Source organism: Aeromonas sp. 604443 (assembly GCF_049170315.1).
Classification (GTDB): Bacteria; Pseudomonadota; Gammaproteobacteria; order Enterobacterales; family Aeromonadaceae; genus Aeromonas; species Aeromonas veronii_A.
Map to the genome: position 1 here is coordinate 283,911 of NZ_JAAKMI010000001.1, position 23,949 is coordinate 307,859.

Sequence of the window (23,949 nt, forward strand, 5' to 3'; positions counted from 1 at the left end):
GGGCAGACCCTAGTCTGCCCTTTTTTTCGTTGCAGGGCAGCGTCTGCCCGCGCATTTCCCGTGTTTAGCGGATATAGCGGCCCGATTCAGCCTCTTGATTGGTCACAATCATCTGGCCGATAGGCGCCAGACTGATGAGTGCCAGCTTGAGATGCTGGATACCGAACGGGATACCGATAATGGTCACGAAGCAGGCCAGCGCGGAAGCGATGTGGCCGATGGCGAGCCAGACACCGATCAGCACGAACCAGAGGATATTGCCAATCAGCCCCAGAGTGCCGGTGCCGATATCGCTCTGGCCAGTCATGGTCTTGCGATTGACGGCCTGCTTGCCAAACGGGAAGAAGGTAAAGGTGCCGATCACGAAGCAGGCACGTCCCCAGGGGATGCCGACCAGCGAGATAAAGCAGACAAGACCGGCCAGCCACCAGGCCAGGCCCATAAAGACACCTCCCAGTACAAACCAGAGCAGATTGAACAAGAAGCGGAAAAAGGCCATGTGAGTGACTCCAGATCATCAATTTGGTTGCCACCATAACGAGGGAGGGGTAGGGACGCAATGGTTGATTGGCCCAATCGCCATTTGGCTGGACAAATTGAGTCGCCGCCCGCAACGGTGGGCTGTTTTTCGGTGAAAAATGGGCAATAAAGCGGCGTTCGGATGAAAAAAGGTGAACAAACGCAAAATTATTGCCATCGGATAGTTGAAGTCGGGCACCTCTCTCCCCATATAAAGGGCAGTTTTGCACGAATTGTGCTTGCACGCCGCTCAATGTGGGGGATGTGTGGCTCGACTCGACCAAAGTGCGCCGCTATAATGCCGCGTCATATTTTCTCATCACAAAGACATATCGTTGTCTTTATAAACAGGAAGACTCCGGGCTTTGCCCAGGGGCAATAAAGGGTCAGCACACAGTGCTGAGTTGAACGAGGTAGAAGAATGCAAGTTTCTGTAGAGACAACCCAGGGTCTGGAACGCCGTCTTACCATCACTGTACCGGCTGCTACCGTAGACGCCGCTGTGCGTAAAGAATTGAATGGCCTGGCCAAAACTCGTCGCATCGACGGTTTCCGTCCTGGCAAGGCTCCGGTTGCCATCATCAAGAAGATGTTCGGCGCCATGGCTCACGCCCGCGTTGCTGATGAAATGATGCAGAGCAACTTCATCAAAGCCATCATCGAAAACAAACTGAGCCCGGCCGGTGCCCCGACCATGGATCCGAAAGAGATCAAAGAAGGTCAGGATTTCGAGTTCACCGCCACTTTCGAAGTGTACCCGGAGTTCGAAGTTGCAGGTCTCGAGACCATCAAGGTCGAGAAGCCGGTTGCGACCGTGAAGGATGAAGATCTGGCCAACATGATCGACACCCTGCGCAAGCAGCACGCTACCTGGGCTGATGCCGATGTTGCCGCTGCCAATGGCATGCGTGTGACCATGGACTTCGTCGGTTCCATCGACGGTGAAGAGTTCGACGGCGGCAAAGCTGAAGGCTTCAACCTGGTGCTGGGCGCTGGCCGCATGATCCCGGGCTTTGAAGACGCCATCCTGGGCAAGAAAGCGGGCAACGAGTTCACCATTGAAGTGACCTTCCCGGCTGACTACCACGCTGAAAACCTGAAAGGCAAAGAAGCCAAGTTCGCTTCCAAGCTGATCAAGGTTGAAGAGCAGATCCTGCCTGAGCTGACCGAAGAGTTCGTCAAGCGTTTCGGTATCGAGAGCGGTTCTGTTGAAGAGCTGAAAGCCGAAGTGCGCAAGAACATGGAGCGCGAACTGGCTCAAGCCCTGAAAAACAGCGTGAAAGAGCAGGTTCTGAACGGTCTGGTTGAAGCCAACCAAATCGACCTGCCGAAAGCAGCTGTTGCTCAAGAGATCGATGCTCTGCGTCAGCAGGCTCTGCAGCGCTTCGGTGGTTTCCAGGGCGGTAACGCTCCCGAGCTGCCGGCTGAACTGTTCCAGGCTCAAGCCGAGCGTCGTGTACGCGTAGGCCTGCTGCTGGGAGACGTGATCCGCACCAACGAGATCAAGGCTGACGATGCCCGTGTAAACAGCATCATCGAGTCCATGGCGACTGCCTACGAAGATCCGAAGGAAGTGATCGAGTACTATCAGAAGAACGAACAGATGCTGAACGGCGTTCGTAACCTGGCAGTAGAAGATCAAGCCATCGACCTGATCCTGTCCAAAGCGCAAGTGACCGAAAAAGAAGTTGCCTTTGACGAAGTGATCAACAAGTCTGGCGCCGCTGCCTAAGAACATTTGACTTAAGGTCAAGACTGTTAAGTATAATGGCTCGTGTGATCTCCACTCGGGCCATTTTATTTTAGGGACAATGCCTTATGTACAAGAACTATAACGATATGACCGATTCTCCCAGCAATGCGCTGGTCCCCATCGTGGTCGAACAGACTGCCAAGGGTGAACGTTCCTACGATATTTACTCCCGTCTGCTGAAAGAGCGGGTGATCTTCCTGACTGGTCAGGTTGAAGATCACATGGCTAATCTGGTGGTTGCCCAGCTGCTGTTCCTCGAGTCCGAGAATCCGGACAAGGACATCTATATCTACATCAACTCGCCGGGTGGTTCGGTGACTGCGGGCATGTCCATCTACGACACCATGCAGTTCATCAAGCCGGATGTCAGCACCGTCTGCATGGGGCAGGCCTGCTCCATGGGTGCCTTCCTGCTGGCCGGTGGCGCCAAGGGCAAGCGTTTCTGCCTGCCTAATGCCCGTGTGATGATCCACCAGCCGCTGGGTGGCTTCCAGGGTCAGGCATCTGATATCCAGATCCACGCCCAGGAGATCCTGAAGATTAAAAATACCCTGAACGAGCGCCTGGCGTTCCACACCGGTCAGGACATGGCTACCATCGAGCGTGACACCGATCGTGACAACTTCATGTCCGCCGAGCAGGCCGTGGCCTATGGTCTGGTAGACGGTGTCCTGAGCCAGCGTAGCTGAGCAGGGTGTCCCGGTCTGTTGTAAACTCAACAGGCCGATCCATCCTCTATTGATAAAACGAGGTTGCTGAATGACAGAGAAACGCAAGGGTGAGGGTGATAAGCTGCTCTACTGCTCTTTTTGCGGCAAAAGCCAGCATGAAGTGCGCAAGCTGATCGCTGGCCCTTCCGTCTACATATGTGATGAGTGTGTCGAGCTGTGCAACGACATCATCCGCGAAGAGATCCGCGAGATCTCGCCCAAGCGCGATGGTAACGAGCTGCCGACCCCTCATCAGATCCGCGCTCATCTCGATGACTATGTGATCGGGCAGGAGTACGCCAAGAAGGTGTTGGCCGTTGCCGTCTACAACCACTACAAGCGTCTGCGCAACAGCGGCGAAAACAGTGGTGTGGAGCTCGGCAAATCCAACATCCTGCTGATTGGCCCGACCGGTAGCGGTAAAACCCTGCTGGCCGAGACTCTGGCTCGTCTGCTGGATGTGCCGTTCACCATGGCCGATGCGACCACCCTGACCGAAGCCGGTTATGTGGGCGAGGACGTGGAGAACATCATCCAGAAGCTGCTGCAAAAGTGCGACTACGACGTAGAGAAAGCCCAGCGTGGCATCGTCTATATCGACGAGATCGACAAGATCTCCCGCAAGTCGGACAACCCCTCCATCACCCGCGATGTCTCCGGGGAAGGGGTACAGCAGGCACTGCTCAAGCTGATCGAAGGGACCATCGCTTCCGTGCCGCCGCAAGGTGGTCGCAAGCATCCGCAGCAGGAGTTCTTGCAGGTTGATACCTCCAAGATCCTCTTCATCTGTGGCGGTGCCTTTGCCGGTCTGGACAAGGTGATCGAGCAGCGTTCCGTGAAGGGAACCGGTATCGGTTTTGGCGCCGAGGTGAAATCCAAGGATGCCAAGGCCACCCTGAGCGAGACCTTCGCCAAGGTAGAGCCGGAAGATCTGATCAAGTATGGTCTGATCCCCGAGTTCATCGGCCGTCTGCCGGTGGTCGCGACCCTGACCGAGCTGGACGAGTCTGCGCTTATCCAGATCCTGAAAGAGCCGAAAAACGCGCTGACCAAACAGTACGCTGCGTTGTTCGATCTGGAAGGGGTCGAGCTGGAGTTCCGTGACGACGCACTCAACGCCATTGCCCGCAAGGCGATGGAGCGTAAAACCGGTGCTCGTGGTCTGCGTTCCATCGTGGAAGCCGTGTTGCTGGATACCATGTATGACCTGCCTTCTCTGGAAGGGGTCAGCAAGGTGGTGATCGACGAGACCGTGATCAAAGGGGACTCCGCGCCCTTGATGATCTACGAAAATCCCGAAACCCAGGCTGCTGCATCAGAGTAAATGTCTGATTTTTAATCAAATGGAAGGGGCTTTTTGCCCCTTTCATGCTTTTTACGGTTTCGGCGATTGAATCTCATCTCAGCGCCCCCATATACTCAGCCAAGCGCTTTGCCAACGGTATAACAAGCCGAGAGGACATATATGAACCTAGAGCGTTCAGAACGCATCGAGATTCCCGTCCTGCCTCTTCGTGACGTGGTGGTTTATCCCCACATGGTCATTCCACTCTTTGTGGGGCGGGAAAAATCCATTCGCTGTCTGGAAGCGGCCATGGAGCAGGACAAGAAAGTTCTGCTGGTGGCCCAGAAGGATGCGTCAACCGATGAGCCAACGGTGGAGGAGATCTTCACCGTCGGGACAGTGGCCAATATTCTGCAGATGCTCAAGCTGCCGGACGGCACCGTCAAGGTGTTGGTAGAGGGGGGACAGCGTGCCCGCCTGGAGCGGATGATCGACGACAAGGATTTCTTTGTCTGCGAGGCCCAATACATCCCCTCCCAAGCCATTGAGGAGAAGGATCAGGAAGTGCTGGTTCGCTCCGCCATCGGCCAGTTTGAAGGCTATATCAAGCTCAACAAGAAGATCCCGCCCGAGGTACTGACCTCGATCTCGGCGATCGACGATGCTGCGCGTCTGGCTGACACCATGGCGGCCCACATGCCGCTCAAGCTGGAAGACAAGCAGAAGGTGCTGGAGATCGTCTCGGTTTCCGAGCGCATCGAATTCCTGATGGCGATGATGGAGTCGGAAATTGACCTGCTGCAGGTCGAGAAGCGCATCCGTACTCGCGTCAAGAAGCAGATGGAAAAGAGTCAGCGCGAGTATTACCTCAACGAGCAGATGAAGGCCATCCAGAAAGAGCTGGGTGAGCTGGAAGATAGCCCGGATGAGTTTGAAGCCCTCAATCGCAAGATTGAAGAGGCTGGCATGCCGGAAGATGCCCGTGAAAAGGCCCAGGCCGAGCTTGCCAAGTTGAAGATGATGTCTCCCATGTCCGCCGAGGCTACCGTGGTTCGCAGCTATGTGGACTGGATGGTACAGGTGCCGTGGAAGGCGCGATCCAAGGTCAAGAAAGACCTTGGCAAGGCGCAAGAGGTGCTGGATGCCGATCACTATGGCCTCGAGAAGGTCAAGGATCGCATCCTCGAATATCTGGCGGTACAGGCAAGGGTGAACAAGCTCAAGGGCCCCATCCTCTGTCTGGTTGGGCCTCCCGGTGTGGGCAAGACCTCGTTGGGCCAATCCATCGCCAAGGCGACAGGCCGCAAATATGTGCGGATGGCCTTGGGTGGGGTGCGTGACGAAGCGGAGATCCGTGGTCACCGCCGTACCTATATCGGTTCCATGCCTGGCAAACTCATCCAGAAGATGGCGAAAGTCGGTGTGAAGAATCCGCTGTTCCTGCTCGACGAGATCGACAAGATGAGCTCGGACATGCGCGGCGATCCCGCCTCTGCCTTGCTGGAAGTGCTTGATCCGGAACAGAACAACAGCTTCAACGATCACTATCTGGAAGTGGATTATGACCTGTCGGACGTCATGTTCGTGGCCACCTCCAACTCCATGAACATCCCGGGTCCGTTGCTGGATCGGATGGAGGTGATCCGTCTCTCCGGTTACACCGAAGATGAGAAGCTCAACATTGCCAAGCAGCATCTGGTTGCCAAGCAGATCCAGCGCAACGGTCTGAAAGAGTCCGAGATCACCATCGAGGATTCTGCCCTGGTCGGGGTGATCCGTTACTACACCCGCGAGGCGGGGGTTCGTGGTCTGGAGCGCGAGATCTCCAAGATTTGTCGCAAAGCGGTCAAGCGCATCCTGCTGGACAAGAGCATCAAGCATGTTCAGGTCAATCAGGCCAACCTCAAGGAGTTCCTCGGGGTACAGCGTTTCGATTACGGTAAAGCCACCGACCAGAACCAGATTGGTCAGGTATGTGGTCTGGCGTGGACCGAAGTGGGGGGCGATCTGCTTACCATCGAGACCACCAACATGCCGGGCAAAGGCAAGCTAACTTATACCGGTTCTCTCGGTGAAGTGATGCAGGAGTCCATTCAGGCGGCCATGACGGTGGTGCGTACCCGTGCCGAGAAGTTGCGGATCAATGCCGACTTCTACGAGAAGCGCGATATCCACGTGCACGTACCGGAAGGGGCCACCCCCAAAGATGGTCCGAGCGCCGGTATCGCCATGTGTACTGCCTTGGTCTCCAGCTTGACCGGTAATCCGGTTCGTGCTGATGTGGCGATGACAGGGGAGATCACCTTGCGCGGCGAAGTGCTGCCCATCGGCGGTCTCAAGGAGAAGTTGCTGGCAGCCCATCGTGGCGGCATCAAGCGAGTGCTTATTCCGAAAGAGAACGAGCGTGACCTTGAGGAGATCCCGGCAAACGTCAAACAAGACCTTGAAATTTATCCGGTTCGCTGGATTGACGAGGTGCTGGAATTGGCGTTGCAGGACAATCCGCAGGGGTTTGAGCGCGTTTCTGTCGTGTAAATGTTGATGCGCCGCAAATTTGGCGCATTCGACGGGTGGTTAAGGCTTGCATGCGCCCGATAACGGAAGTAGCCTTGACCACCGATCGGGTACTCGTGATGAGTCGCAATGCTTTGTGTGGCGCGGGTTTGCGCCAGATTGTCACTTGCAACTGATCAGGAGGCTTGCTATAAAACCTCCACTTGTTGTGGCCAGGGAAATCAGCGCCGCAGCGGTGTTCGATAAAAGGGGAATATAAGAGTGAATAAATCTCAACTGATTGACAAGATTGCAGACGGTGCCGATATCTCCAAAGCTGCCGCTGGCCGTGCGTTGGATGCCTTCATTGATGCTGTTGGTGAAGCGCTGAAAGAGGGTGACCAGGTTGCTCTGGTTGGTTTCGGTACTTTCGCTGTACGCGAGCGTGCTGCCCGTTCAGGCCGTAACCCGCAGACTGGCGCGACCATCGAAATCGCTGCTGGTAAAGTTCCTGCCTTCAAAGCCGGTAAGGCCCTGAAAGACGCTGTTAACTAAGTCGGTCGCTGATATCCGTCGGCTACCGTCCTTGGTCGCAGACCAGACAAGTTAGAGAGTCTTCTCTCATACTGATTGACCAAGGCGCATCGCAATCGGTGCGCCTTTTTATTGTTTACGCCCATCGAGTTCGGGAGCATAAGTACAAACATGATGTTGGATAAACTACGCGAAGGGGCGCAGGGCAAGGTAGCCAAGGTTATCTTGGGCCTGATCATCCTCTCCTTTGCCTTGGCTGGTGTAGGTAGTTACCTGAACGGCCCGGCCCGTACCGCCCCCGCCACCGTCAATGGCACCGAGATCAGTGCAACCGCACTGGAAAATGCCTACCGCAACGAGCGCGCCCGCATGGAATCCCAGATGGGAGAGGCATTCAGCCAGCTGGCCGCGAACCCCGATTACATGAAACAGTTCCGCCGCGGTGTGCTGGATCGCCTGATCGATCAGGCGCTGCTGGACAGCAAGGCCCGTGAACTGGGTCTGCGCGTCAGCGATGAGCAGATCAAGCAAGCCATCGTGGCCATGCCGGAATTTGCCGAGAACGGCAAGTTCAACAATGACCGCTATCTGCAGCTGATCCGTCGTGCCGGCATGACTCCTGAAATGTTCCGTGACTCCCTGCGTCAGGACATGGTGCGTCAACAGTTGATGAGCGCCCTGCTGGGCACCGAATTCTCCCTCAAGGGCGAAGCGGAGCAGCTCGACAAGCTCTACAACCAGACTCGCGATCTGCGTCTGGTGCGTCTGGCTGCCGCCAACTACATGGCTGATGTTCAGGTCTCCGACAACGAGCTGGAGCAGTACTACAAGACCAATGGCGCCCGTTTCATGAACGACGAGCAGGTCAAGGTCGACTATCTGCTGCTGGACGCTGCCAACCTCGCCAAGGATATCAAGGTCACCGAGCAGGATGCCCAGGATTACTACGACCAGCATCAGGACTTGTTCCAGCGTGCCGAGCGTCGCCACGTGGCTCACATCCTTATCCCGTTTGGCAAGGATGAGAAAGCGGCCGAGCAGAAAGCAGAAGCCGTGCTGGCCAAAGCCAAGGCGGGTGATGATTTCGCTGCGCTGGCCAAGGCTGACTCTTCCGATACCTTCTCTGCCAAAAAAGGCGGCGAGCTGGACTGGTTCGAGAAAGGGGTGATGGATCCGGCCTTCGAGAAAGCCGCGTTCGCCCTGAACAAGGCTGGCGATCTCTCCGGCGTGGTGAAGAGCCCGTTCGGTTTCCACATCATCAAGTTGCTGGGGGTTGAAGCAGCCCAGACCAAGCCGTTTGCCGATGTGAAAGAAGAGACCATCACTCGTCTGCAAGCTGACAAGGCCAAGGAGAAGTTCTTCGCCGAGCAGCAGAAGATGGCTGACAACAGCTTCGAAAACCCGGACTCGCTGGATCTGACCGCTGATGCCATGGGGATGAAGGTTCAATCTTCCGATTTCTTCACCCAGGCGACTGCTCCGGCTCCGCTGAACGATCCCAAGGTGCTCTCCGTGGCGTTTTCCGAACAGCTGCGCGATGACAACACCAACTCTGACGTGATCGAGCTGGCTGACGGCAAGGCGCTGGTGCTGCACATCACTGGTCACAAGCCCAAAGCGGTCAAGCCGCTGGCCGAGGTGAAAGAGCAGGTGATTGCCGCCATCAAGCATGACAAGGCTAGCGAAGTAGCCCGTGGCAAGGCCCAGGGCCTGCTGGACAAGCTGAAAGTCGGTGAGAGCATCACCGCCGATCTGACTGCACTCGGTCTGAAAGTGGAGACCCACAAAGGGGTTGCCCGCTTCGATCGCGAGCTGGATCAGAACCTGATTGCCCAGGCGTTCACACTGCCTCATCCGGTCGACGGCAAGCCGAGCGTGGCTCTGGTTGCCGAGACCAATGGTGACCGCGTTGTAGTTGCGCTGGACAAGGTCAACGTCCCTGCCACCGCATCCGGCATGGCCGCCATGCTGCAAGCTCAGCTGGGTCAGGGCAAAGCCCAGGTAGATTACAAGTCTCTGATCGACGAGCTGCGCAAAGCTGCCAAGATCGAGTACTTCACCAGTGTGGAAGCAACCGTCGAGTAATCGGCACTGCGCAATCCATTGAAAACGGCTCCGTGATGGAGCCGTTTTTTTATCTGTGGGCAAGAGGGGGATATTTAAGCTCTGCTCTCTACTCTGTGGCGTGCAGTCACACCGCGGCTATACGCCATCTCAGTCGTCTAAATACGGAATATAAAAAAACCGGCACGTGTGTGCCGGTTTTTCATTGCGAGCTTGCAAGGCGGGGGTTACACCACGCCCTGGGTGCGCAGGTAATCCTCGTAGGTGCCGCCGAAGTCGCGGATGCCATCTTCGGTCAGCTCTAGGATACGGGTCGCCAGAGAGGAGACGAATTCGCGGTCGTGAGAGACGAAGATCAGGGTCCCTTGGTAGAGCTCCAGCGCCATGTTCAAGGATTCGATGGATTCCATGTCCAGGTGGTTGGTCGGCTCATCCATGATCAGGATATTGGGGCGCTGCATCATCAGCTTGCCGAACAGCATGCGACCCTGCTCACCACCGGAGAGCACCTTGACCGGCTTCTTGATGTCGTCCTGAGAGAAGAGCAGACGGCCCAGTATGGAGCGTACAGCCTGCTCGTCTTCGTTCTCCTGTTTCCACTGGGCCATCCAGTCGAACACGTTGAGATCAGTGTCGAAGTCTTCGGCGTGATCCTGAGCGTAGTAACCGATCTGGGCGTTCTCGGACCACTTGATGGTGCCGGTATCCGGTGCCAGTGCGCCGACAAGGGTCTTGATCAGAGTGGATTTACCGATACCGTTGGTACCCAGAATGGCGACCTTCTCGCCCACTTCCATCATCATGTTGAGGCCCTTGAACAGGGGACCGTCGCCATAACCCTTGGATACACCTTCCACTTCCAGGATGTTGCGATAGAGCTTTTTGTCCTGCTCGAAGCGGATGAAGGGGTTCTGGCGGCTGGAGACCTTGACGTCCTCAATCTTGATCTTGTCGATCTGCTTGAGACGGGAGGTCGCCTGACGGGACTTGGAGGCGTTGGCGCTGAAACGGGAGACGAAGGATTGCAGATCGGCGATCTGGGCCTTCTTCTTGGCGTTGTCGGCCAGCAGACGCTCGCGCGCCTGGGTGGCGGCCAGCATGTAGTCGTCGTAGTTGCCCGGGTAGACGCGCAGCTCGCCGTAGTCCAGATCCGCCATGTGGGTACAGACGGAGTTCAGGAAGTGACGGTCGTGAGAGATGATGATCATGGTGCTTTCACGTTCGTTGAGCACCTGCTCCAGCCAGCGAATGGTGTTGATATCCAGGTTGTTGGTCGGTTCGTCCAGCAGCAGGATGTCAGGGTTGGAGAAGAGGGCCTGTGCCAGCAGCACCCGCAGTTTCCAGCCTGGGGCCACTTCGCTCATTGGGCCGTTGTGCTGCTCAAGGGGAATGCCGACACCCAGCAGCAGCTCGCCTGCGCGCGCTTCGGCGGTGTAGCCGTCATACTCGGCAACCAGACCTTCCAGCTCGGCGGCCTTCATATAGTCTTCGTCGGTGGCTTCGAGGTTGGCGTAGATGGCATCGCGCTCGGCGATAGCCGCCCACAGCTCGGTGTGACCCATCATGACCACGTCCAGTACGCGCATATCTTCGTAGGCGAACTGATCCTGACGCAGCTTACCGATGCGCTCGTTGACGTCCAGGCTCACATTACCGCCAGTGGGCTCCAGATCACCACCGAGGATCTTCATAAAGGTGGACTTGCCACAGCCGTTGGCGCCGATAAGGCCATAGCGGTTGCCGCCGCCAAACTTGACGTTGATGTTCTCAAACAGCGGCTTGGCGCCGAACTGCATGGTGATGTTGTTGCTGCTTAACAAGGTATGTGTCCCGATTGGTCTGTCAAATGGCGCGCATTATGGCACAGATCCCCCGAAAGTTTTAGCGAGAAGTGTGATCTTGATCGGGGCAAGCGGGGCGTGCAGCCGATTGATGGGCAATAAAAAAAGCCGGCTTGAAGCCGGCTTGGAAGGATGAACTTGATCTGTTAGTGGGAAGTTGCGCCAGAGGCCCCCAGCCCGGTTTGGGAGCGAACGAACTGCGGCAGGAACTTGGCATGCTCGTCGGCGGCGTTCTGGGAACTGTCGGTGATGGAGAAGAACCAGATCCCGATGAAGGCCAACCCCATGGAGAAGAGGGCAGGGTATTCGTAGGGGAAGATGGCCTGGGCATGGCCCAGCACTTTCACCCACACGGTCGGACCCAGGATCATCAGGGTCACTGCGCTCGCCAGTCCCAGCCAGCCACCGTAGACGGCGCCACGGGTGGTCAGGCGTGACCAGAACATGGAGAGGAACAGCACCGGGAAGTTGCAGCTGGCGGCGATGGAGAAGGCCAGACCGACCATGAAGGCGATGTTCTGCTTCTCGAACAGGATCCCCAGACCAATGGCAACCACACCCAGCACCAGAGTCGTCATCTTGGAGACGCGCAGTTCATCGGTCTCGTTGGCCTTGCCCTTCTTCAACACGCTGGCATAGAGGTCATGGGAGACCGCAGAGGCACCGGCCAGGGTCAATCCGGCAACTACCGCCAAAATAGTGGCAAATGCCACGGCAGAGATGAAGCCGAGGAACAGACTTCCACCCACTGCATCAGCCAGGTGGACGGCTGCCATGTTGGTGCCGCCCAGCAGGGCGCCGGTGGCATCCTTGAAGGCCGGATTGGTGCTTACCAGCAGGATGGCGCCAAAACCGATGATGAAGGTGAGAATGTAGAAGTAACCGATAAAGCCAGTGGCGTAGAACACCGATTTACGCGCCTCTTTGGCATCGCTCACGGTGAAGAAGCGCATCAGGATATGGGGCAGGCCGGCGGTACCGAACATCAATGCCAGACCGAGCGATATGGCGGAGATGGGGTCGGAGACCAGCCCGCCCGGGCTCATGATGGCGGAGCCTTTCTCGTGCACTTTGACCGCTTCACTAAACAGGGCGCCGATGTCGAAGTTGACCGATTTCATGACCATGATGGCCATGAAGCTAGCACCGGAGAGCAGCATCACTGCCTTGATGATCTGCACCCAGGTGGTGGCCAGCATGCCGCCAAACAGCACGTAGAGCACCATCAGGATACCAACCAGCACCACGGCCACATGGTATTGCAGGCCAAACAGCAGCTCGATCAGTTTGCCGGCACCGACCATCTGGGCGATCAGGTAGAGGGCGACTACCACCAGCGAACCGCAGGCGGAGAGGGTGCGCACTTCAGTCTGTTTGAGACGATATGAGGCGACATCGGCGAAGGTGTATTTGCCGAGGTTGCGCAGCCGTTCGGCGATCAGGAACAGAATGATGGGCCAGCCCACCAGAAAACCTATGGAGTAAATCAGGCCATCGTAGCCGGAGGTGTAGACCAGCGCGGAGATCCCGAGGAAGGAGGCGGCGGACATATAGTCACCGGCGATGGCCAGACCGTTCTGGAAGCCGGTGATACGGCCACCGGCCGCATAGTAGTCGGAAGCCGAGCGGTTGCGCTTGGAGGCCCAGTAGGTGATGAACAGGGTAGCGGCCACAAACACCAGAAACATCACGATGGCGGCGACATTAAGGGGCTGACGCTCCACGGCGCCAGAGATTGCATCGGCCGCCAGCAGGGGAGAGGAGGCCAGTGAGGTCAACAGCAGCAACTTGCCTTTCATGATTGCACCCCTTTGAGGATCTTCTGGTTCAGTTCATCAAACTCGCCGTTGGCGCGAAAGACATAGACGCCGGTCAACACGAAGGAGGAGAGGATCAATCCTACCCCGACAGGAATGCCGCGAGTAATGGTCGAACCTTCGCTCAAGGGGGTGCCCAGCCAACCGGGGGCAAAGGCGATGAGCAGAATAAACGCCAGGTAGAGTCCCAGCATCAGAGCCGAGAGGGCCCAGGCAAAACGCTGGCGCTTGGCGACCAGCTCCTGGAAGTTGGGATCTTGCTGGATCCTCAGATAGCTTTGCTGTTCCATTGCAGTTCTCCATGACATGAGTGTCAGCGGTGGATGGGGTAACCCCGACGAGCAGGCAATCTGCTCATGTAAGCAAAATGTGAATTAAATGTTATTTCTCGACAATTAGACTTTGGGATAAGTGAGCGGCGAGCCGCAGGTCAGGCGCAGGTAGATAAGCGCGGCCGTGGTGGCATCGGCAAGGGCATCGTGGGCGGGCAGGGGGGGCAGCGCCAAGTGACGGCAGATGGCACTCAAGTGGAGGTCAATCGCAGCATCGGGGTAGCGGCGATAGAGGTGGTCATGATAAAGCTGGCTCACCTCGATCCCTCGCTGGGGCAGGGTCAATCCCCACAATTTTTGGCAGGCGAGATTGAGAATACGCAGATCGTAGGCGAGGTGATAGCCCACCAGTTCGCGCGGGCCGATATAGTCGAGCAGCAGGCGCAGCGCGGCTTCCAGCTCCATTCCCTGTTGCAGATCCTGATGGCGCAGACCGTGGATCACCACAGATTGGCTGGTCAGGCTGGCCGGTGGCTGTACCTTGATGGCGAGGGCCTCACCGGTCAGCAGCCGGTTGCCCTGAATGCGCACCGCCCCGATGGAGACGATCTCGGCCTGCTCGGGATCGAGACTGGTGGTCTCGAAATCGAGGGCGATCCGTTCATCTTCCGGTGGGGTGGCAAAGAGCGGCGCGAACTCGCCAGTTCGGAACGCACGGCCATACCAGTATCGTCGAGCGCGGCTCAACATGACTATTGTCTCAGACGAAAGTGCAAGGTGAGCCACTGCTGGAATTTCTTCACCTGATGCAGCGCCTGACGCAACAGATCCCGCTCGCTGTGGCTAAGCTCGCTTGTCTGCACCCGACTATTGCCCCCCTTGAGCTGGCTGCGCAGCCTCAGCCGAATAAAGAGCCGGAACGCCTCCGCCAGATTGCTGCCATAGTCGGCACTGAGCCGCTCGGCGGCCACTAGCGCGTCGATGCGCCCCAGGGTCGAGGTTTCCAGTATGCCCTCCTCAAGGGCCAGCATGCGGATGCCGTGTACCAGTGGAAACAGGCCGCCTCGCTTCAGATCCAGCCCTTCAGGTGGCTGCTCCAGCCTGCCAAACAGGGTGAGGGGGGCATGGAAGGCCACCGCCGGTCGCACCATCTCCGCCAGCAGATTCCGCCTGTCCGCCAACTGCTCGCGCAGCGCTCTGGCAACAGGCAGATGCAGCTGTCGATCCCCCGCGATGGGGTGAGCATCGGCCAGGGTGGCGAGCCAGAGCAGCTCCTCCTCACTGGCCGTGGTGCAGGCGCTGGCAATGGCGCTTTGCCACTCATCGCCTGTTTTTACCCAGGCCGGATTGTTCACCATTACCTGCCCGGGGCACAGCGGGTAGCCGAGTCGCTCCAGCAGGCCGCTGAATTCGGCCAGATCGGCTGTCTGGGTGGGCCATGTCAGCCCCTCTGGCAGGATCAGGGCGTTGTCCTGATCGGTTTTGAGGATCTGCTCGCCGCGCCCCTCCGAGCCCAGCATCAGCAGGCAGACCTTATCCTGCACCTCGGGGGGGATCACCAGCGCAAAGGCTTTGGCGATCAGCTGTTCATTGATGGTGGCGATCAGTTTCATCAAAAAGGCGGTGTGGATCCCTTGGGCAAACAGCGAGCGGGTCAATTGTTGCTGCTCGCGGGCGACCGCCTCCAGCGCCGGCAGGCTGTCGGCGCGGGCAATGCGCAGGGTCAGCACGTGGGAGTGGGTAGAGAAGAGCCCCAGCACCTGGGTCAGTTGCAGGATCCCCGCCACTTCGTTGCCGCGCCACACCACCAGTCGCTTGATGCGATGGCGGGTCATCAGCAGCAGGGCATCAAACAGATAGCTCTCCAGCGGCAGACCGATGAGCGGCGTGGGGGTCAGCACCGAGAGGGGGGCCGTCAGCGGCAATCCCTTGAGGGTCAGGGCATGGAGCAAGGTCTTGCGGGTTGCCAGCGTGAGGGAGCCGTCGTGGGCTGGGTAGAGCAGGCAATCGGTCCCCTTGCTCACCATGGCTTCGGTCGCCGCCAGCAGTGACAACTTGCTGTCGACGATAAGCGGTGCCTGCAGGTGGCCCGGTTCGATGCGTGTCAGGATAAACTCCGCCAGATTCTTCTGCCCCAGTTGTTCGCGTTGTTCCTGCTGGCGTTGGCGCTCGGCCAGATTGGCGGTGAAGTAGCTGGCAAACTGCGGATCCTGCTCACAGAGCGTCAGAAATGTGTGGCGAGGAATGAGTTGGCAGAGGCTATCTTCCAGCGCGGTGAAGCGGTGGCGGCAGCGGCCGTCAAACTGGGCGCGCACATCGAACAGGTCATCGACCCCGTAATCACCAAACTGGTGGTGAGGGGCCGACTCTTCCACCGCCCCCTTGATGATGAGATAGAGGCCGGGAGGCTCGTCCCCCTCCTTGAGCAGCAGATCCCCGGCCCGAAAATAGCAGAGCGAGAGGTGGCGGGAGAGCCGCTCGCGCGCCTCCTCATCCAGTCGGTCGAACGGTGGTCTGGCAAAATTGAACAGGGTTGACATGACAGCGTCCTCTGCTGGCTTGCGGCACTCATGCAGCTCCCAGTGTGACAAAGGGAGGGGGAGGCGACCAGCCGACTTTAGTCTCAGCTGTACCGCCTGTTCACACTCTGATAACGTGGTGGTATGACCAGTGAGTCAGTTTCAGGGATCAAGGGGAGGACAAGGGAGATGGAAAAACCAAGGATCAAGTGCGAGATCCACGACGGGATTGCCGAAGTGATGCTGACGCGGGGGGACAAACTCAATGCGCTGGACCGCGCCATGTTCAGCGCCATCGATGAGACATTGACGCAGCTCGCCCGGCACAAGGGGCTGCGGGCGGTGATCCTGCATGGCGAGGGGCGAGCCTTCTGCGCCGGGCTGGATGTGAAATCCATGCTGAGACAGCCGGTAGCGGCGCTCGATATTCTCAAGCGTGAAGCAGACGAGGCGACCAATCTGGCCCAGCGGGTTGCCTATGGCTGGCACCAGCTGCCGGTGCCGGTGATTGCGGTGACCCAGGGAGTCTGTTTTGGCGGTGGCTTGCAGATTGCGCTCGGCGCCGATTTTCGCTTCAGCACCCCCGATTGCCGCTTCTCGGTGATGGAGATCAAGTGGGGCATCATTCCCGATATGAGCGGTAGCGTCACCATGCGCAACCTGATGGGAGTGGATACCGCCATGGAGCTGGCCATGAGCGGGCGCGAGCTGGATGCCATCGAGGCCAAATCCCTCGGGCTGGTGAGTCGGGTCTGCGCCGATCCGCTGGTGGAGGCGCGGGAGTTTGCCCGCACTCTTATCACCAAGTCGCCGGATGCACTGGCGGGGATCAAGCAGCTCTACAGTCAGGCCTGGGCCCGCAGCGATGAGGCGATGCTGAAGGAAGAGACCCGCTTGCAAAAGCAGATCCTGGGGCGACCCAATCAGTGGCGGGCCACCCTTAACAGCCTGTTTCGCTGGCGCCTGCCCTTCGGGCCGCGCCGCAATCCGCTCTGAGATGAGGTGACAGGAAAAAGAAATGGCAGCCGAGGCTGCCATTTTTATCGAACGGTTATTTCGTGTCGGTTTAGGAGATCTTGCGATCCTGATCCGGCTCGAACTGATGGCCCGATTTCTCCCGCTCCAAGTTCTCTTCGGAGCGTTTGCCCACCCAGTAATCGGCGTTCTTGATGCCGAGCTTCTCCGGGTGGAATACGGGGTCAATACCTTGTGCCTGCTGCGCTTCATAATCCTTCAGACAGGTGAAGGCGGTCTTTTGCAGCAGCAGAATGGCTATGATGTTGAGCCATGCCATCAGGCCGACTCCGATATCACCCATGCCCCACGCCAGATCTGCCGTCTTGACGGTGCCGTAGACGGTGGCAGCCATCAGCGCAATCTTCAGCAAGAAGGTGAGCCAGGGGCGATTTATCTTGCGGTTGATGTAGGCGATGTTGGTTTCGGCGATGTAGTAGTAGGCAACGATGGTGGTGAACGCGAAGAAGAACAGCGCGATAGCCACGAAAATGCTGCCAAAGCCCGGCATCATGCTCTCCATAGCGGTCTGCACATAGCCCGGGCCTGCTGCGATACCGGCAATACCCGTGTAGATGGCGGCGCCGTCCGGCCCTTGTACGTTATAGAGACCGGTGATCAGCAGCATAAAGCCGGTGGCGGAGCAGACGAACAGGGTGTCGATATAGACGGAGAACGCCTGCACCAGACCCTGCTTGGCCGGGTGACTCACTGCCGCAGCAGAGGAGGCGTGCGGCCCGGTACCCTGACCCGCTTCGTTGGAGTAGACCCCGCGCTTCACGCCCCACATGATGGCCAGACCCAGAATGGCACCGAAACCGGCATCCAGACCGAAGGCGCTCTTCCAGATCAGCAGGATCACGCCCGGCAGCTGGCCGATATTGAGGGCGATGATGACGCAAGCCACGATGATGTAGCCCAGCGCCATAAAGGGCACCACGGTACTGGCGAAGCTGGCGATACGCTTGACGCCGCCGAAGATAATAAAGCCGAGCAGCAGCGCCAGACCGGCGGCTGTGACGTTCGGATCGATATTAAAGGCGGTCTGCAGGCTTGAACCGATGGAGTTGGCCTGCACCCCCGGCAGCAGCACGCCGCAGGCGAAGACGGTAGCGATGGCGAAGGTCCAGGCGTACCACTTCATGCCAAGTCCTTTCTCGATGTAGAAGGCCGGGCCGCCGCGGTATTCACCGTTGATCTTCTCTTTGTAAACCTGACCCAGGGTGGACTCCACGAAAGCAGAGCTGGCGCCGAGGAAGGCAACCATCCACATCCAGAACAGGGCGCCCGGGCCACCGAAGGTGATGGCGGTGGCCACACCGGCGATGTTACCGGTACCCACACGACCGGCCAGGGTCATGGCCAGCGCCTGGAAGGAGGAGACACCGGCATCGGTGCTCTTGCCATCAAACATCAGGCGCACCATCTCTTTGATATGACGCAGTTGCAAAAAACGGGTGCGCAGGGAGAAGTAAAGACCGACCCCCAGACACAGGTAGATGAGCGCAGGGCTCCAGATTACACCATTGATGGCATTGACGATTTCATTCATGTACAACAACTCCTTTGCTGTGTTTGTGGCGCTGTCTTGGCGAGATCTTGGCCTCGCTCTCTGTCACTGTTTTCGGCCCTGTTTGTTAACAATCCAGTTAACAAATGAGCGCGAGGTTGAGGGGTTAAGCAGAGCGCAAACACGCGCCATGCATGGTTTGTAACATATCGAGTTGTATCGGTGCTTCCCAGCGAAAAATGTTGCCTTGTTGCAAATTTGTGAATTGACAAGGGTGGGGGGATAATGGCAGGCAGCGTTTTCTATGAGTAAAGATGAGATCCTCCTTGTTGATCTGCGCCAGACAATGTGACGGGCGTAACACAATGGAAAGCAAACATGAGGCCAACAATGAAAAATGACCCTGAGACGTTGACGATCCGTCCCCCTGAGGCCGACGACGGGAGCGCCATCGCCCACTTGTTCACCCAATTGGGATATCCTGCCGAAGGCGCTGACGTGACGGCGCGCCTGTTGGCGCCGGATCCCGCGAGCGTTGTGCTGCTCGCCTCCCTGGCCGACAGAGTGGTCGGTGTGCTGGTGTGGCACAAACTGGCACCGCTGCATGTTGCACCAGCTTGGGGCCTGATCTCGGCGCTGGTTGTCGATGAAGGGGCAAGAGGGGCGGGAGTGGGCGCAGCCCTGCTCAAGGGCGCCGAAGCGATGGCGCGGGCCGCAGGTTGCGCCCAGCTGGAGCTTTCCAGCAGTCTCAAGCGCGAGGCGGCTCACCGTTTTTATCTGGCGCAGGATTATCAGGAGCGGCCGAAACGGTTCGTCAAACTGCTGTGACCTGTTTTTTGTATCAAAAGAAGGAGTAGGCGTGCTGGGATGGTTCAAATGGCTGGGTGGTCGCCCGCAAACGTCCATGAGTGAGGATGAGTTGGCACTGTGGCGTCAGGCGCTGGCGGCAGTGCCCATCTTGCAAGGGCTCAGCGACACCGAGCAGACGACGCTTATCGGGTTGGGGCAACAGCTACTCAAGCGCAAGACCCTGACCCTGATCGGGGTCGAGCTCAGCCGCCGTCAACAGGCGGTGCTGGCGATGCAGGCGGCGTTGCCTATTCTGCACCTCGGCCTTGACTGGTATCGCGGCTTTCACGAAATCATCATCATTCCCGAGCCCGTGACCCGGCGTCAGGAAGTACAGGATGAGTTCGGGCTGGTGAGCGAGTTTGAAGAGGAGAACGCCGGTGAATCCTGGCCGCAAGGGCCGCTGGTGCTGGCCTGGAGCGAACTGCAGCAAGATGGCGACTGGGACGGCTTTAATCTGGTGATCCACGAGCTGGCCCACAAGCTCGATATGCTGGGCGGTGAGGCGGACGGTGCGCCGCCATTGCCGGGGCAGATGAGCAGCCAGCTGTGGCAACAGGCCTTTCAGAGCGCCTTCGACGAGTTGTGCCAGCAGCTCGACCGGGACGAAGTGACCGATATCGATCCCTATGCGGCTGAACATCCCGCCGAATTTTTTGCCGTCAGTTGCGAGTGTTTCTTTACCGATCCGCTGCGGCTGCAGCAGGTCTATCCCGCGGTATACCGGCAACTGAGCCAGTTCTTTAGCCAGGATCCCGCGCAGCGTTTTCCCGCGACCCGCTTGCTGGCGGGGGAGGTGGACGCCGGGTCACTTAGCTGATAACCGATCGGTTGAATGGTTATTCGAGATAGCAAAAAGGCACCCGAGGGTGCCTTTTTTACAATCTGAGTGGCTTGCCTATCAGGCAGCGGCTTTCAGCTGTACGGCGGCGGCTTTCTTGTGATCGCCGATCGGCATCACGGTGCGGCCGAACTGTTCGTTGATCACGGTGGCCATGGCCAGGTAGATGGCGCTGGCGCCACAGATGATGCCTTCGAAACCGGCGATGGTGCCGATCAGGGTGCTGCCGGTGAAGTCACGGGCGGCCAGCAGGAAGAACAGCACGGTCAGGGAGGCGAACACGAACTGCTTGGCGCGCGGGTAGTTGATGGTGCCAACCAGCATGAACAGGGTGAACATGCCCCACATCAGCAGATACCAACCCATGTAGGCGTGCGGAGTGGCTTCGGCCAGACCCATGGTCGGCATGATCAGCAGGAACACCAGGCTCAGCCAGAACAGGCCGTAGGAGGTGAACGCGGTCACACCGAAGGTGTTGCCACGCTTGTACTCCATGATGCCAGCGATGATCTGGGCGATGCCGCCGTAGCACAGGCCCATGGCCAGGATCATGGCGCTGATGGGGAAGAAACCTGCGTTATGGATGTTCAGCAGGATGGTGGTCATACCGAAACCCATCAGACCCAGAGGGGCAGGGTTGGCCAATTTTTCGCTCACGTGGCGTTCTCCAAAAATAGAGGTGGGGGTTAACAAAAGACGCGCGATTTTAGGCAGGCTGTGGCGCGCCCGCAAGGGGGCAAGGGGGATAAATCGTAAAAAAACTACGTGATTATTTGCATCAGTGGCCAAATGCTCACCAAGACAGGCTGTTTGGTGAGCAAAAGGTGTCAAAATAGTTGAGGGGTTGTATTTTTATTACGCATTTGCGCAGTGCAACGGCGTCACTGATCCAGCGTCAGGATCACTTTGGCTTCCTTGTCTTCTTCCTTGACCTGGCTGTCGAGCACGAACAGCCGCTCCGGGGCGATCCCCTGGCTGTCGACCAGAAACTCCTTGGTATTTTGCGCCCGGCGCATGGCGAGATTGCGCAGGGATTTGGCGGTGATGAGCTGCTGATCCCGCAGCAGGATCACCGCCTGGGCCCGCAGTGCTGCGCTCTCTTCATCCAGATGGAGGCGGTCCGCCAGATCTTCCAGATCTTCGCCAAAGCGCTCTTCATAGGCTTGGGCCAGAGCCTCTTGCAGGGCGGGGTCCTGTTCCAGCAGGTCGAGATCCGCCTGATTGCCGGTGAGCTTGGCTAGTACCCGTTCAAGCTTTTGCCGTTGCAGGATGGGGCGCTCCTCGTTGAAGTTGACCTTGCCGCGAATGTTCATGCTGAGCTTGGGTCTATCCTTGAGGGCCTGCGCCAGTTTGACCAGTTTCTCCTGCTGAGTGGGGGTGAGATCGGGATCCCCCGGCAGGAAGGGAAGTTCGTCGAGATCTTCGGTGCCATCGGCCAGCGAGGCGAGCAGGGAGAAGGGGGAGGTGATCGCCTTGCTCAGGGTGTTGCCCAGCACATCCCAGAAGATATTGCCGATGCTGAAGTCCGGTTGATCGAGATCGCCCTTCACCTTGAGGTTCATCTGTATCACCCCGTTGGCATCGCTCAGCAGGGCGATGGCCAGCCCCAGCGGCAGATCCTTGGCCTGATCGCTCTTGATCTTCTCGCCCAGTTGCAGCTTCTTGATGGTGATGTCGTTATCCCCCTCCAGCCGATTGCCCTCCAGCTTGTAGTGCAGCTTCATGGAGAGCTGCCCCTTGTCGATGGCATAACCGGCATAGGTGCCCGAATAGGGGGTAAAGGTGGTGAGCTCCAGATTGTGGAAAGCGACCGCGATGTCGAGGATCGGGTTGGCCACCAGCAGGTTGGTACCGCCGCGAATGGTCACCGGTGCATAGCGATCCACCTTGCCGTTGAAGGCGAGATCGGAGCGTTGCCCCGGAATATTGCTGATATGGCGACTTTGGCCGCCCAGCGAGGCGATATCGGCCACAAAATCCTGACTCAGACTGCGGTCGGCAAAGCGCAGGTTGCCCTGCTCGGTGCGCAGCTGATCAATGGTGAAACGAAAGTCGGGAGCCTTGCTGCCTGCCGCCGCTTGAGTACTTTTGGCTGCCGCCGGCTGCGGCAGCAGCAGTTGTTGCAGGTTGGTGGTGCCATCTTCGTTGATCTCGATGCGGGCGAAGGGCTTGTTCAGGGCAATGTCCTTGATCCGCATCTGCTGGCTGATGCCGTCGTACGTCAGACCGGTGAGAGCCAGGGTGTTGAACTCCAGCAGCCGCTGATTGTCTGCCCGATCGACCACCTTGAGCCCGTTGACATCGAGCCCCCCCTGCAGGGTCAGCTTGCTGAGATCTCCCTGGGCGGTGGTGGCGAGATCAAGGCGGGTCTTGCTGCTCAGCAGCCCGTTTTGCACCTTGATGCGTACCAGATCGGCCAGATAGGGCTGTGCCAGCGTCAGGGGTAGCCCCTGCTGGTTGATGTCGCCGCTTAAGGTGAAAGGAGTCAGGGTCAGTTGGCCATCAAAGGCGAGGGGGCTGCTCTGGTTGAACTGGGTGGCCAGAGTCAGTTTGCTCGGTTGCTCCCCCTTGCTGCCCAGTGGCCCCAACGCCAGCTTGAGACCGGAGAGCTGGCGTGCCTGCGGTTTGCCGCTGCTCGATTCGGTGAGAGTGAGATCGCCCTTGTCGATGGTGATCTGCTTGATCTGCCACTGCCAGGGTTTGTCTGCCCCTTGTTTCTTGCCGTTACCGGCTGTCTTTGCTTGTTGTGCCGACTTGGGCGCCGCATTGTTGGCCACCTCGTTTGCGGTGTTGGCTTCTTTGACGGGCTTGGTGGGGGCCTGTTCAATCAGCAAGTCAGCCAGATCCAGCTCCTGCTGTGGGTTGAGGGTGGCCTTGAGCAGGGGCTGTTGCAGAGTGACCTTGCCGATCTGGAGCGACTGTTTCTGGCCATCGACTGCCAGCTCGCTAAGGGCCAACTGGCCGAAGCGGGCAAATTCGTCGCCCTTGTGTTTTTTAAGCTGCCAGTTGTCTAGGGTCAGCTTGCCTTTGGACAATTGCCACAGTACCCCTTGCTTGCCCTCTTTAAGCTGGTATTCCACCTCTGCATTGGCGTGGCCCTTGGCCAGATCCAGCTTGAGATAGGGTGCCCAGAGCGGGGCGAAGGGTTTCAGATCGACCTGTTTGAGGCTCGCTTTGCCCTGACCCATGCCGCTCATCACATCGAGCTTGCCGTGGGCAGCGAGGCTGCTTTTGCCGTTGATGGCAGCGTTCAGCTGATAGGCGGTCGGGTGATTTGCCTCGGTGCGCAGGTTATCGAGCTTGAGGGTCACTTTTTCCAGATTGAGGGGCGGCAACCAGCCGGGTTCGCTCTCCTTGCGCTGATCCTGATAGCGCACATGGCCGTCAGTGACATTGACGCTGGCAATGTCGAGCAGCAGCGGTGCACTGGCTGGTTCGGGCTCGGGGGAGGGCACAGGGGCGAGCAGGGTGGCAAGCGCATCGGTCAGATTGAGTCGAACATCTCCTTTTTTATCTGTCAGCCGTTGCAGCAGCACCGCGGGTTTGGTCAGGGTGACGGTGGAAAGCACGATCCCTTTCTGCTGCCAGCTGGCTTGCAGGTTTGGGGTGATAAAGAGCTGTTCAAAACCGATGATGGTCTGCTGCTTGGCATCGAGCAGGGCAGTCGTGCCGAGGGAGATAGAAGGGTTGCGCAGACCTACGTCAATTTCCCCCAGCGTCAGCTGCAGGCCGTAGTGCTCGGCCAGCCAGCCGGGCAGATAGCGCTGGATCAGACGGGGGGTTTGCCACAGCAGCAGGGTGATCAGGATAAGAAGCAGCAGGAAAGCGTAGGCAAGGTAGCGCAGCAAGCGGAGCTTGGGGGACGCGGGCTCGGTGGTGTTCATTTGGTGCACTCCCATTTGGTTCCCGCCATGGTACAGAAAAGCTG

18 protein-coding genes are annotated in these 23,949 nt (G+C 58.2%); 9 read left to right on the plus strand and 9 right to left on the minus strand.

Annotation, left to right across the window (positions count from 1 at the left end):
- Nucleotides 1–64: 64 nt before the first annotated feature.
- On the minus strand, nucleotides 65–499 hold the full coding sequence (locus tag G5380_RS01165; protein ID WP_005336982.1) for a YccF domain-containing protein: 435 nt from the start codon (nucleotides 497–499) through the stop codon (nucleotides 65–67).
- A 441-nt stretch (nucleotides 500–940) separates the two neighbouring features.
- Between G5380_RS01165 and tig the strand changes: the two genes are divergently transcribed.
- The 6 genes from tig to ppiD all read left to right on the plus strand — a co-directional run bounded on the left by tig (nucleotide 941) and on the right by ppiD (nucleotide 9,379).
- Nucleotides 941–2,251, plus strand: a complete 1,311-nt coding sequence (gene tig, locus G5380_RS01170; RefSeq protein ID WP_421249223.1) for a trigger factor — start codon at nucleotides 941–943, stop codon at nucleotides 2,249–2,251.
- Between the two features lie 86 nt (nucleotides 2,252–2,337).
- Nucleotides 2,338–2,961 (plus strand): ATP-dependent Clp endopeptidase proteolytic subunit ClpP, encoded by a 624-nt coding sequence (gene clpP / locus G5380_RS01175; protein WP_005336979.1) that lies wholly within the window; start codon nucleotides 2,338–2,340, stop codon nucleotides 2,959–2,961.
- Between the two features lie 70 nt (nucleotides 2,962–3,031).
- Complete coding sequence (gene clpX, locus G5380_RS01180; RefSeq protein WP_005336977.1) at nucleotides 3,032–4,306, plus strand: ATP-dependent protease ATP-binding subunit ClpX; 1,275 nt, start codon at nucleotides 3,032–3,034, stop codon at nucleotides 4,304–4,306.
- A 141-nt stretch (nucleotides 4,307–4,447) separates the two neighbouring features.
- Nucleotides 4,448–6,802 carry an endopeptidase La gene (lon, locus tag G5380_RS01185; protein WP_319920699.1) on the plus strand — a complete coding sequence of 785 codons (2,355 nt, stop codon included), beginning with the start codon at nucleotides 4,448–4,450 and terminating at the stop codon, nucleotides 6,800–6,802.
- A 240-nt stretch (nucleotides 6,803–7,042) separates the two neighbouring features.
- Nucleotides 7,043–7,315 carry a nucleoid-associated protein HU-beta gene (gene hupB, locus G5380_RS01190; RefSeq protein ID WP_005315375.1) on the plus strand — a complete coding sequence of 91 codons (273 nt, stop codon included), beginning with the start codon at nucleotides 7,043–7,045 and terminating at the stop codon, nucleotides 7,313–7,315.
- A gap of 150 nt (nucleotides 7,316–7,465) precedes the next feature.
- Nucleotides 7,466–9,379 carry a peptidylprolyl isomerase gene (gene ppiD / locus G5380_RS01195; RefSeq protein WP_421249224.1) on the plus strand — a complete coding sequence of 638 codons (1,914 nt, stop codon included), beginning with the start codon at nucleotides 7,466–7,468 and terminating at the stop codon, nucleotides 9,377–9,379.
- Between the two features lie 206 nt (nucleotides 9,380–9,585).
- Here ppiD and G5380_RS01200 read toward each other — a convergent pair whose 3' ends face one another.
- The 5 genes from G5380_RS01200 to G5380_RS01220 form a co-directional block, all read right to left on the minus strand.
- Nucleotides 9,586–11,178: an ABC-F family ATPase gene (locus G5380_RS01200; RefSeq protein WP_040068106.1), complete on the minus strand. Its 1,593-nt coding sequence runs from the start codon at nucleotides 11,176–11,178 to the stop codon at nucleotides 9,586–9,588.
- Nucleotides 11,179–11,345: 167 nt separating this feature from the next.
- Entirely contained in the window at nucleotides 11,346–12,998 is a 1,653-nt protein-coding gene (locus G5380_RS01205; protein WP_040068108.1) for a cation acetate symporter, read from the minus strand.
- Nucleotides 12,995–13,306: a DUF485 domain-containing protein gene (locus G5380_RS01210; protein WP_040068110.1), complete on the minus strand. Its 312-nt coding sequence runs from the start codon at nucleotides 13,304–13,306 to the stop codon at nucleotides 12,995–12,997. Before G5380_RS01210 ends, G5380_RS01205 begins: the two co-directional genes overlap by 4 nt.
- Nucleotides 13,307–13,411: 105 nt before the next feature.
- On the minus strand, nucleotides 13,412–14,038 hold the full coding sequence (locus tag G5380_RS01215) for a 3'-5' exonuclease (protein ID WP_421352233.1): 627 nt from the start codon (nucleotides 14,036–14,038) through the stop codon (nucleotides 13,412–13,414).
- 2 nt (nucleotides 14,039–14,040) lie between these two features.
- On the minus strand, nucleotides 14,041–15,828 hold the full coding sequence (locus G5380_RS01220; RefSeq protein ID WP_421352234.1) for a putative nucleotidyltransferase substrate binding domain-containing protein: 1,788 nt from the start codon (nucleotides 15,826–15,828) through the stop codon (nucleotides 14,041–14,043).
- 168 nt (nucleotides 15,829–15,996) lie between these two features.
- Between G5380_RS01220 and G5380_RS01225 the strand changes: the two genes are divergently transcribed.
- Nucleotides 15,997–16,803: a crotonase/enoyl-CoA hydratase family protein gene (locus G5380_RS01225; RefSeq protein ID WP_216953774.1), complete on the plus strand. Its 807-nt coding sequence runs from the start codon at nucleotides 15,997–15,999 to the stop codon at nucleotides 16,801–16,803.
- Nucleotides 16,804–16,873: 70 nt separating this feature from the next.
- On the opposite strand, the gene G5380_RS01230 is transcribed toward G5380_RS01225, so the two are convergent.
- Nucleotides 16,874–18,373, minus strand: a complete 1,500-nt coding sequence (locus G5380_RS01230) for an alanine/glycine:cation symporter family protein (protein ID WP_421352235.1) — start codon at nucleotides 18,371–18,373, stop codon at nucleotides 16,874–16,876.
- Nucleotides 18,374–18,721: 348 nt separating this feature from the next.
- Here G5380_RS01230 and G5380_RS01235 point away from each other — a divergent pair, with 348 nt between their 5' ends.
- Together G5380_RS01235 and G5380_RS01240 are read left to right on the plus strand one after the other, a co-directional pair.
- Nucleotides 18,722–19,159 carry a GNAT family N-acetyltransferase gene (locus tag G5380_RS01235; RefSeq protein ID WP_319920703.1) on the plus strand — a complete coding sequence of 146 codons (438 nt, stop codon included), beginning with the start codon at nucleotides 18,722–18,724 and terminating at the stop codon, nucleotides 19,157–19,159.
- A gap of 76 nt (nucleotides 19,160–19,235) precedes the next feature.
- Nucleotides 19,236–20,000 (plus strand): zinc-dependent peptidase, encoded by a 765-nt coding sequence (locus G5380_RS01240; protein WP_319920723.1) that lies wholly within the window; start codon nucleotides 19,236–19,238, stop codon nucleotides 19,998–20,000.
- 81 nt (nucleotides 20,001–20,081) lie between these two features.
- Here G5380_RS01240 and G5380_RS01245 read toward each other — a convergent pair whose 3' ends face one another.
- On the minus strand, nucleotides 20,082–20,678 hold the full coding sequence (locus G5380_RS01245; RefSeq protein WP_005336948.1) for an acetate uptake transporter: 597 nt from the start codon (nucleotides 20,676–20,678) through the stop codon (nucleotides 20,082–20,084).
- Between the two features lie 224 nt (nucleotides 20,679–20,902).
- Nucleotides 20,903–23,905, minus strand: a complete 3,003-nt coding sequence (locus tag G5380_RS01250) for a DUF748 domain-containing protein (RefSeq protein WP_421352236.1) — start codon at nucleotides 23,903–23,905, stop codon at nucleotides 20,903–20,905.
- Between the last annotated feature and the right edge of the window lie 44 nt (nucleotides 23,906–23,949).

Bases quoted from the DNA above. Each gene is read 5' to 3' on its own strand.
- G5380_RS01165 (WP_005336982.1), bottom strand. From the start codon at position 499: ATGGCCTTTTTCCGCTTCTTGTTCAATCTGCTCTGGTTTGTACTGGGA.
- tig (WP_421249223.1), top strand. From the start codon at position 941: ATGCAAGTTTCTGTAGAGACAACCCAGGGTCTGGAACGCCGTCTTACC.
- clpP (WP_005336979.1), top strand. From the start codon at position 2,338: ATGTACAAGAACTATAACGATATGACCGATTCTCCCAGCAATGCGCTG.
- clpX (WP_005336977.1), top strand. From the start codon at position 3,032: ATGACAGAGAAACGCAAGGGTGAGGGTGATAAGCTGCTCTACTGCTCT.
- lon (WP_319920699.1), top strand. From the start codon at position 4,448: ATGAACCTAGAGCGTTCAGAACGCATCGAGATTCCCGTCCTGCCTCTT.
- ppiD (WP_421249224.1), top strand. From the start codon at position 7,466: ATGATGTTGGATAAACTACGCGAAGGGGCGCAGGGCAAGGTAGCCAAG.
- G5380_RS01205 (WP_040068108.1), bottom strand. From the start codon at position 12,998: ATGAAAGGCAAGTTGCTGCTGTTGACCTCACTGGCCTCCTCTCCCCTG.
- G5380_RS01210 (WP_040068110.1), bottom strand. From the start codon at position 13,306: ATGGAACAGCAAAGCTATCTGAGGATCCAGCAAGATCCCAACTTCCAG.
- G5380_RS01215 (WP_421352233.1), bottom strand. From the start codon at position 14,038: ATGTTGAGCCGCGCTCGACGATACTGGTATGGCCGTGCGTTCCGAACT.
- G5380_RS01220 (WP_421352234.1), bottom strand. From the start codon at position 15,828: ATGTCAACCCTGTTCAATTTTGCCAGACCACCGTTCGACCGACTGGAT.
- G5380_RS01225 (WP_216953774.1), top strand. From the start codon at position 15,997: ATGGAAAAACCAAGGATCAAGTGCGAGATCCACGACGGGATTGCCGAA.
- G5380_RS01230 (WP_421352235.1), bottom strand. From the start codon at position 18,373: ATGAATGAAATCGTCAATGCCATCAATGGTGTAATCTGGAGCCCTGCG.
- G5380_RS01235 (WP_319920703.1), top strand. From the start codon at position 18,722: ATGAAAAATGACCCTGAGACGTTGACGATCCGTCCCCCTGAGGCCGAC.
- G5380_RS01240 (WP_319920723.1), top strand. From the start codon at position 19,236: ATGAGTGAGGATGAGTTGGCACTGTGGCGTCAGGCGCTGGCGGCAGTG.
- G5380_RS01250 (WP_421352236.1), bottom strand. From the start codon at position 23,905: ATGAACACCACCGAGCCCGCGTCCCCCAAGCTCCGCTTGCTGCGCTAC.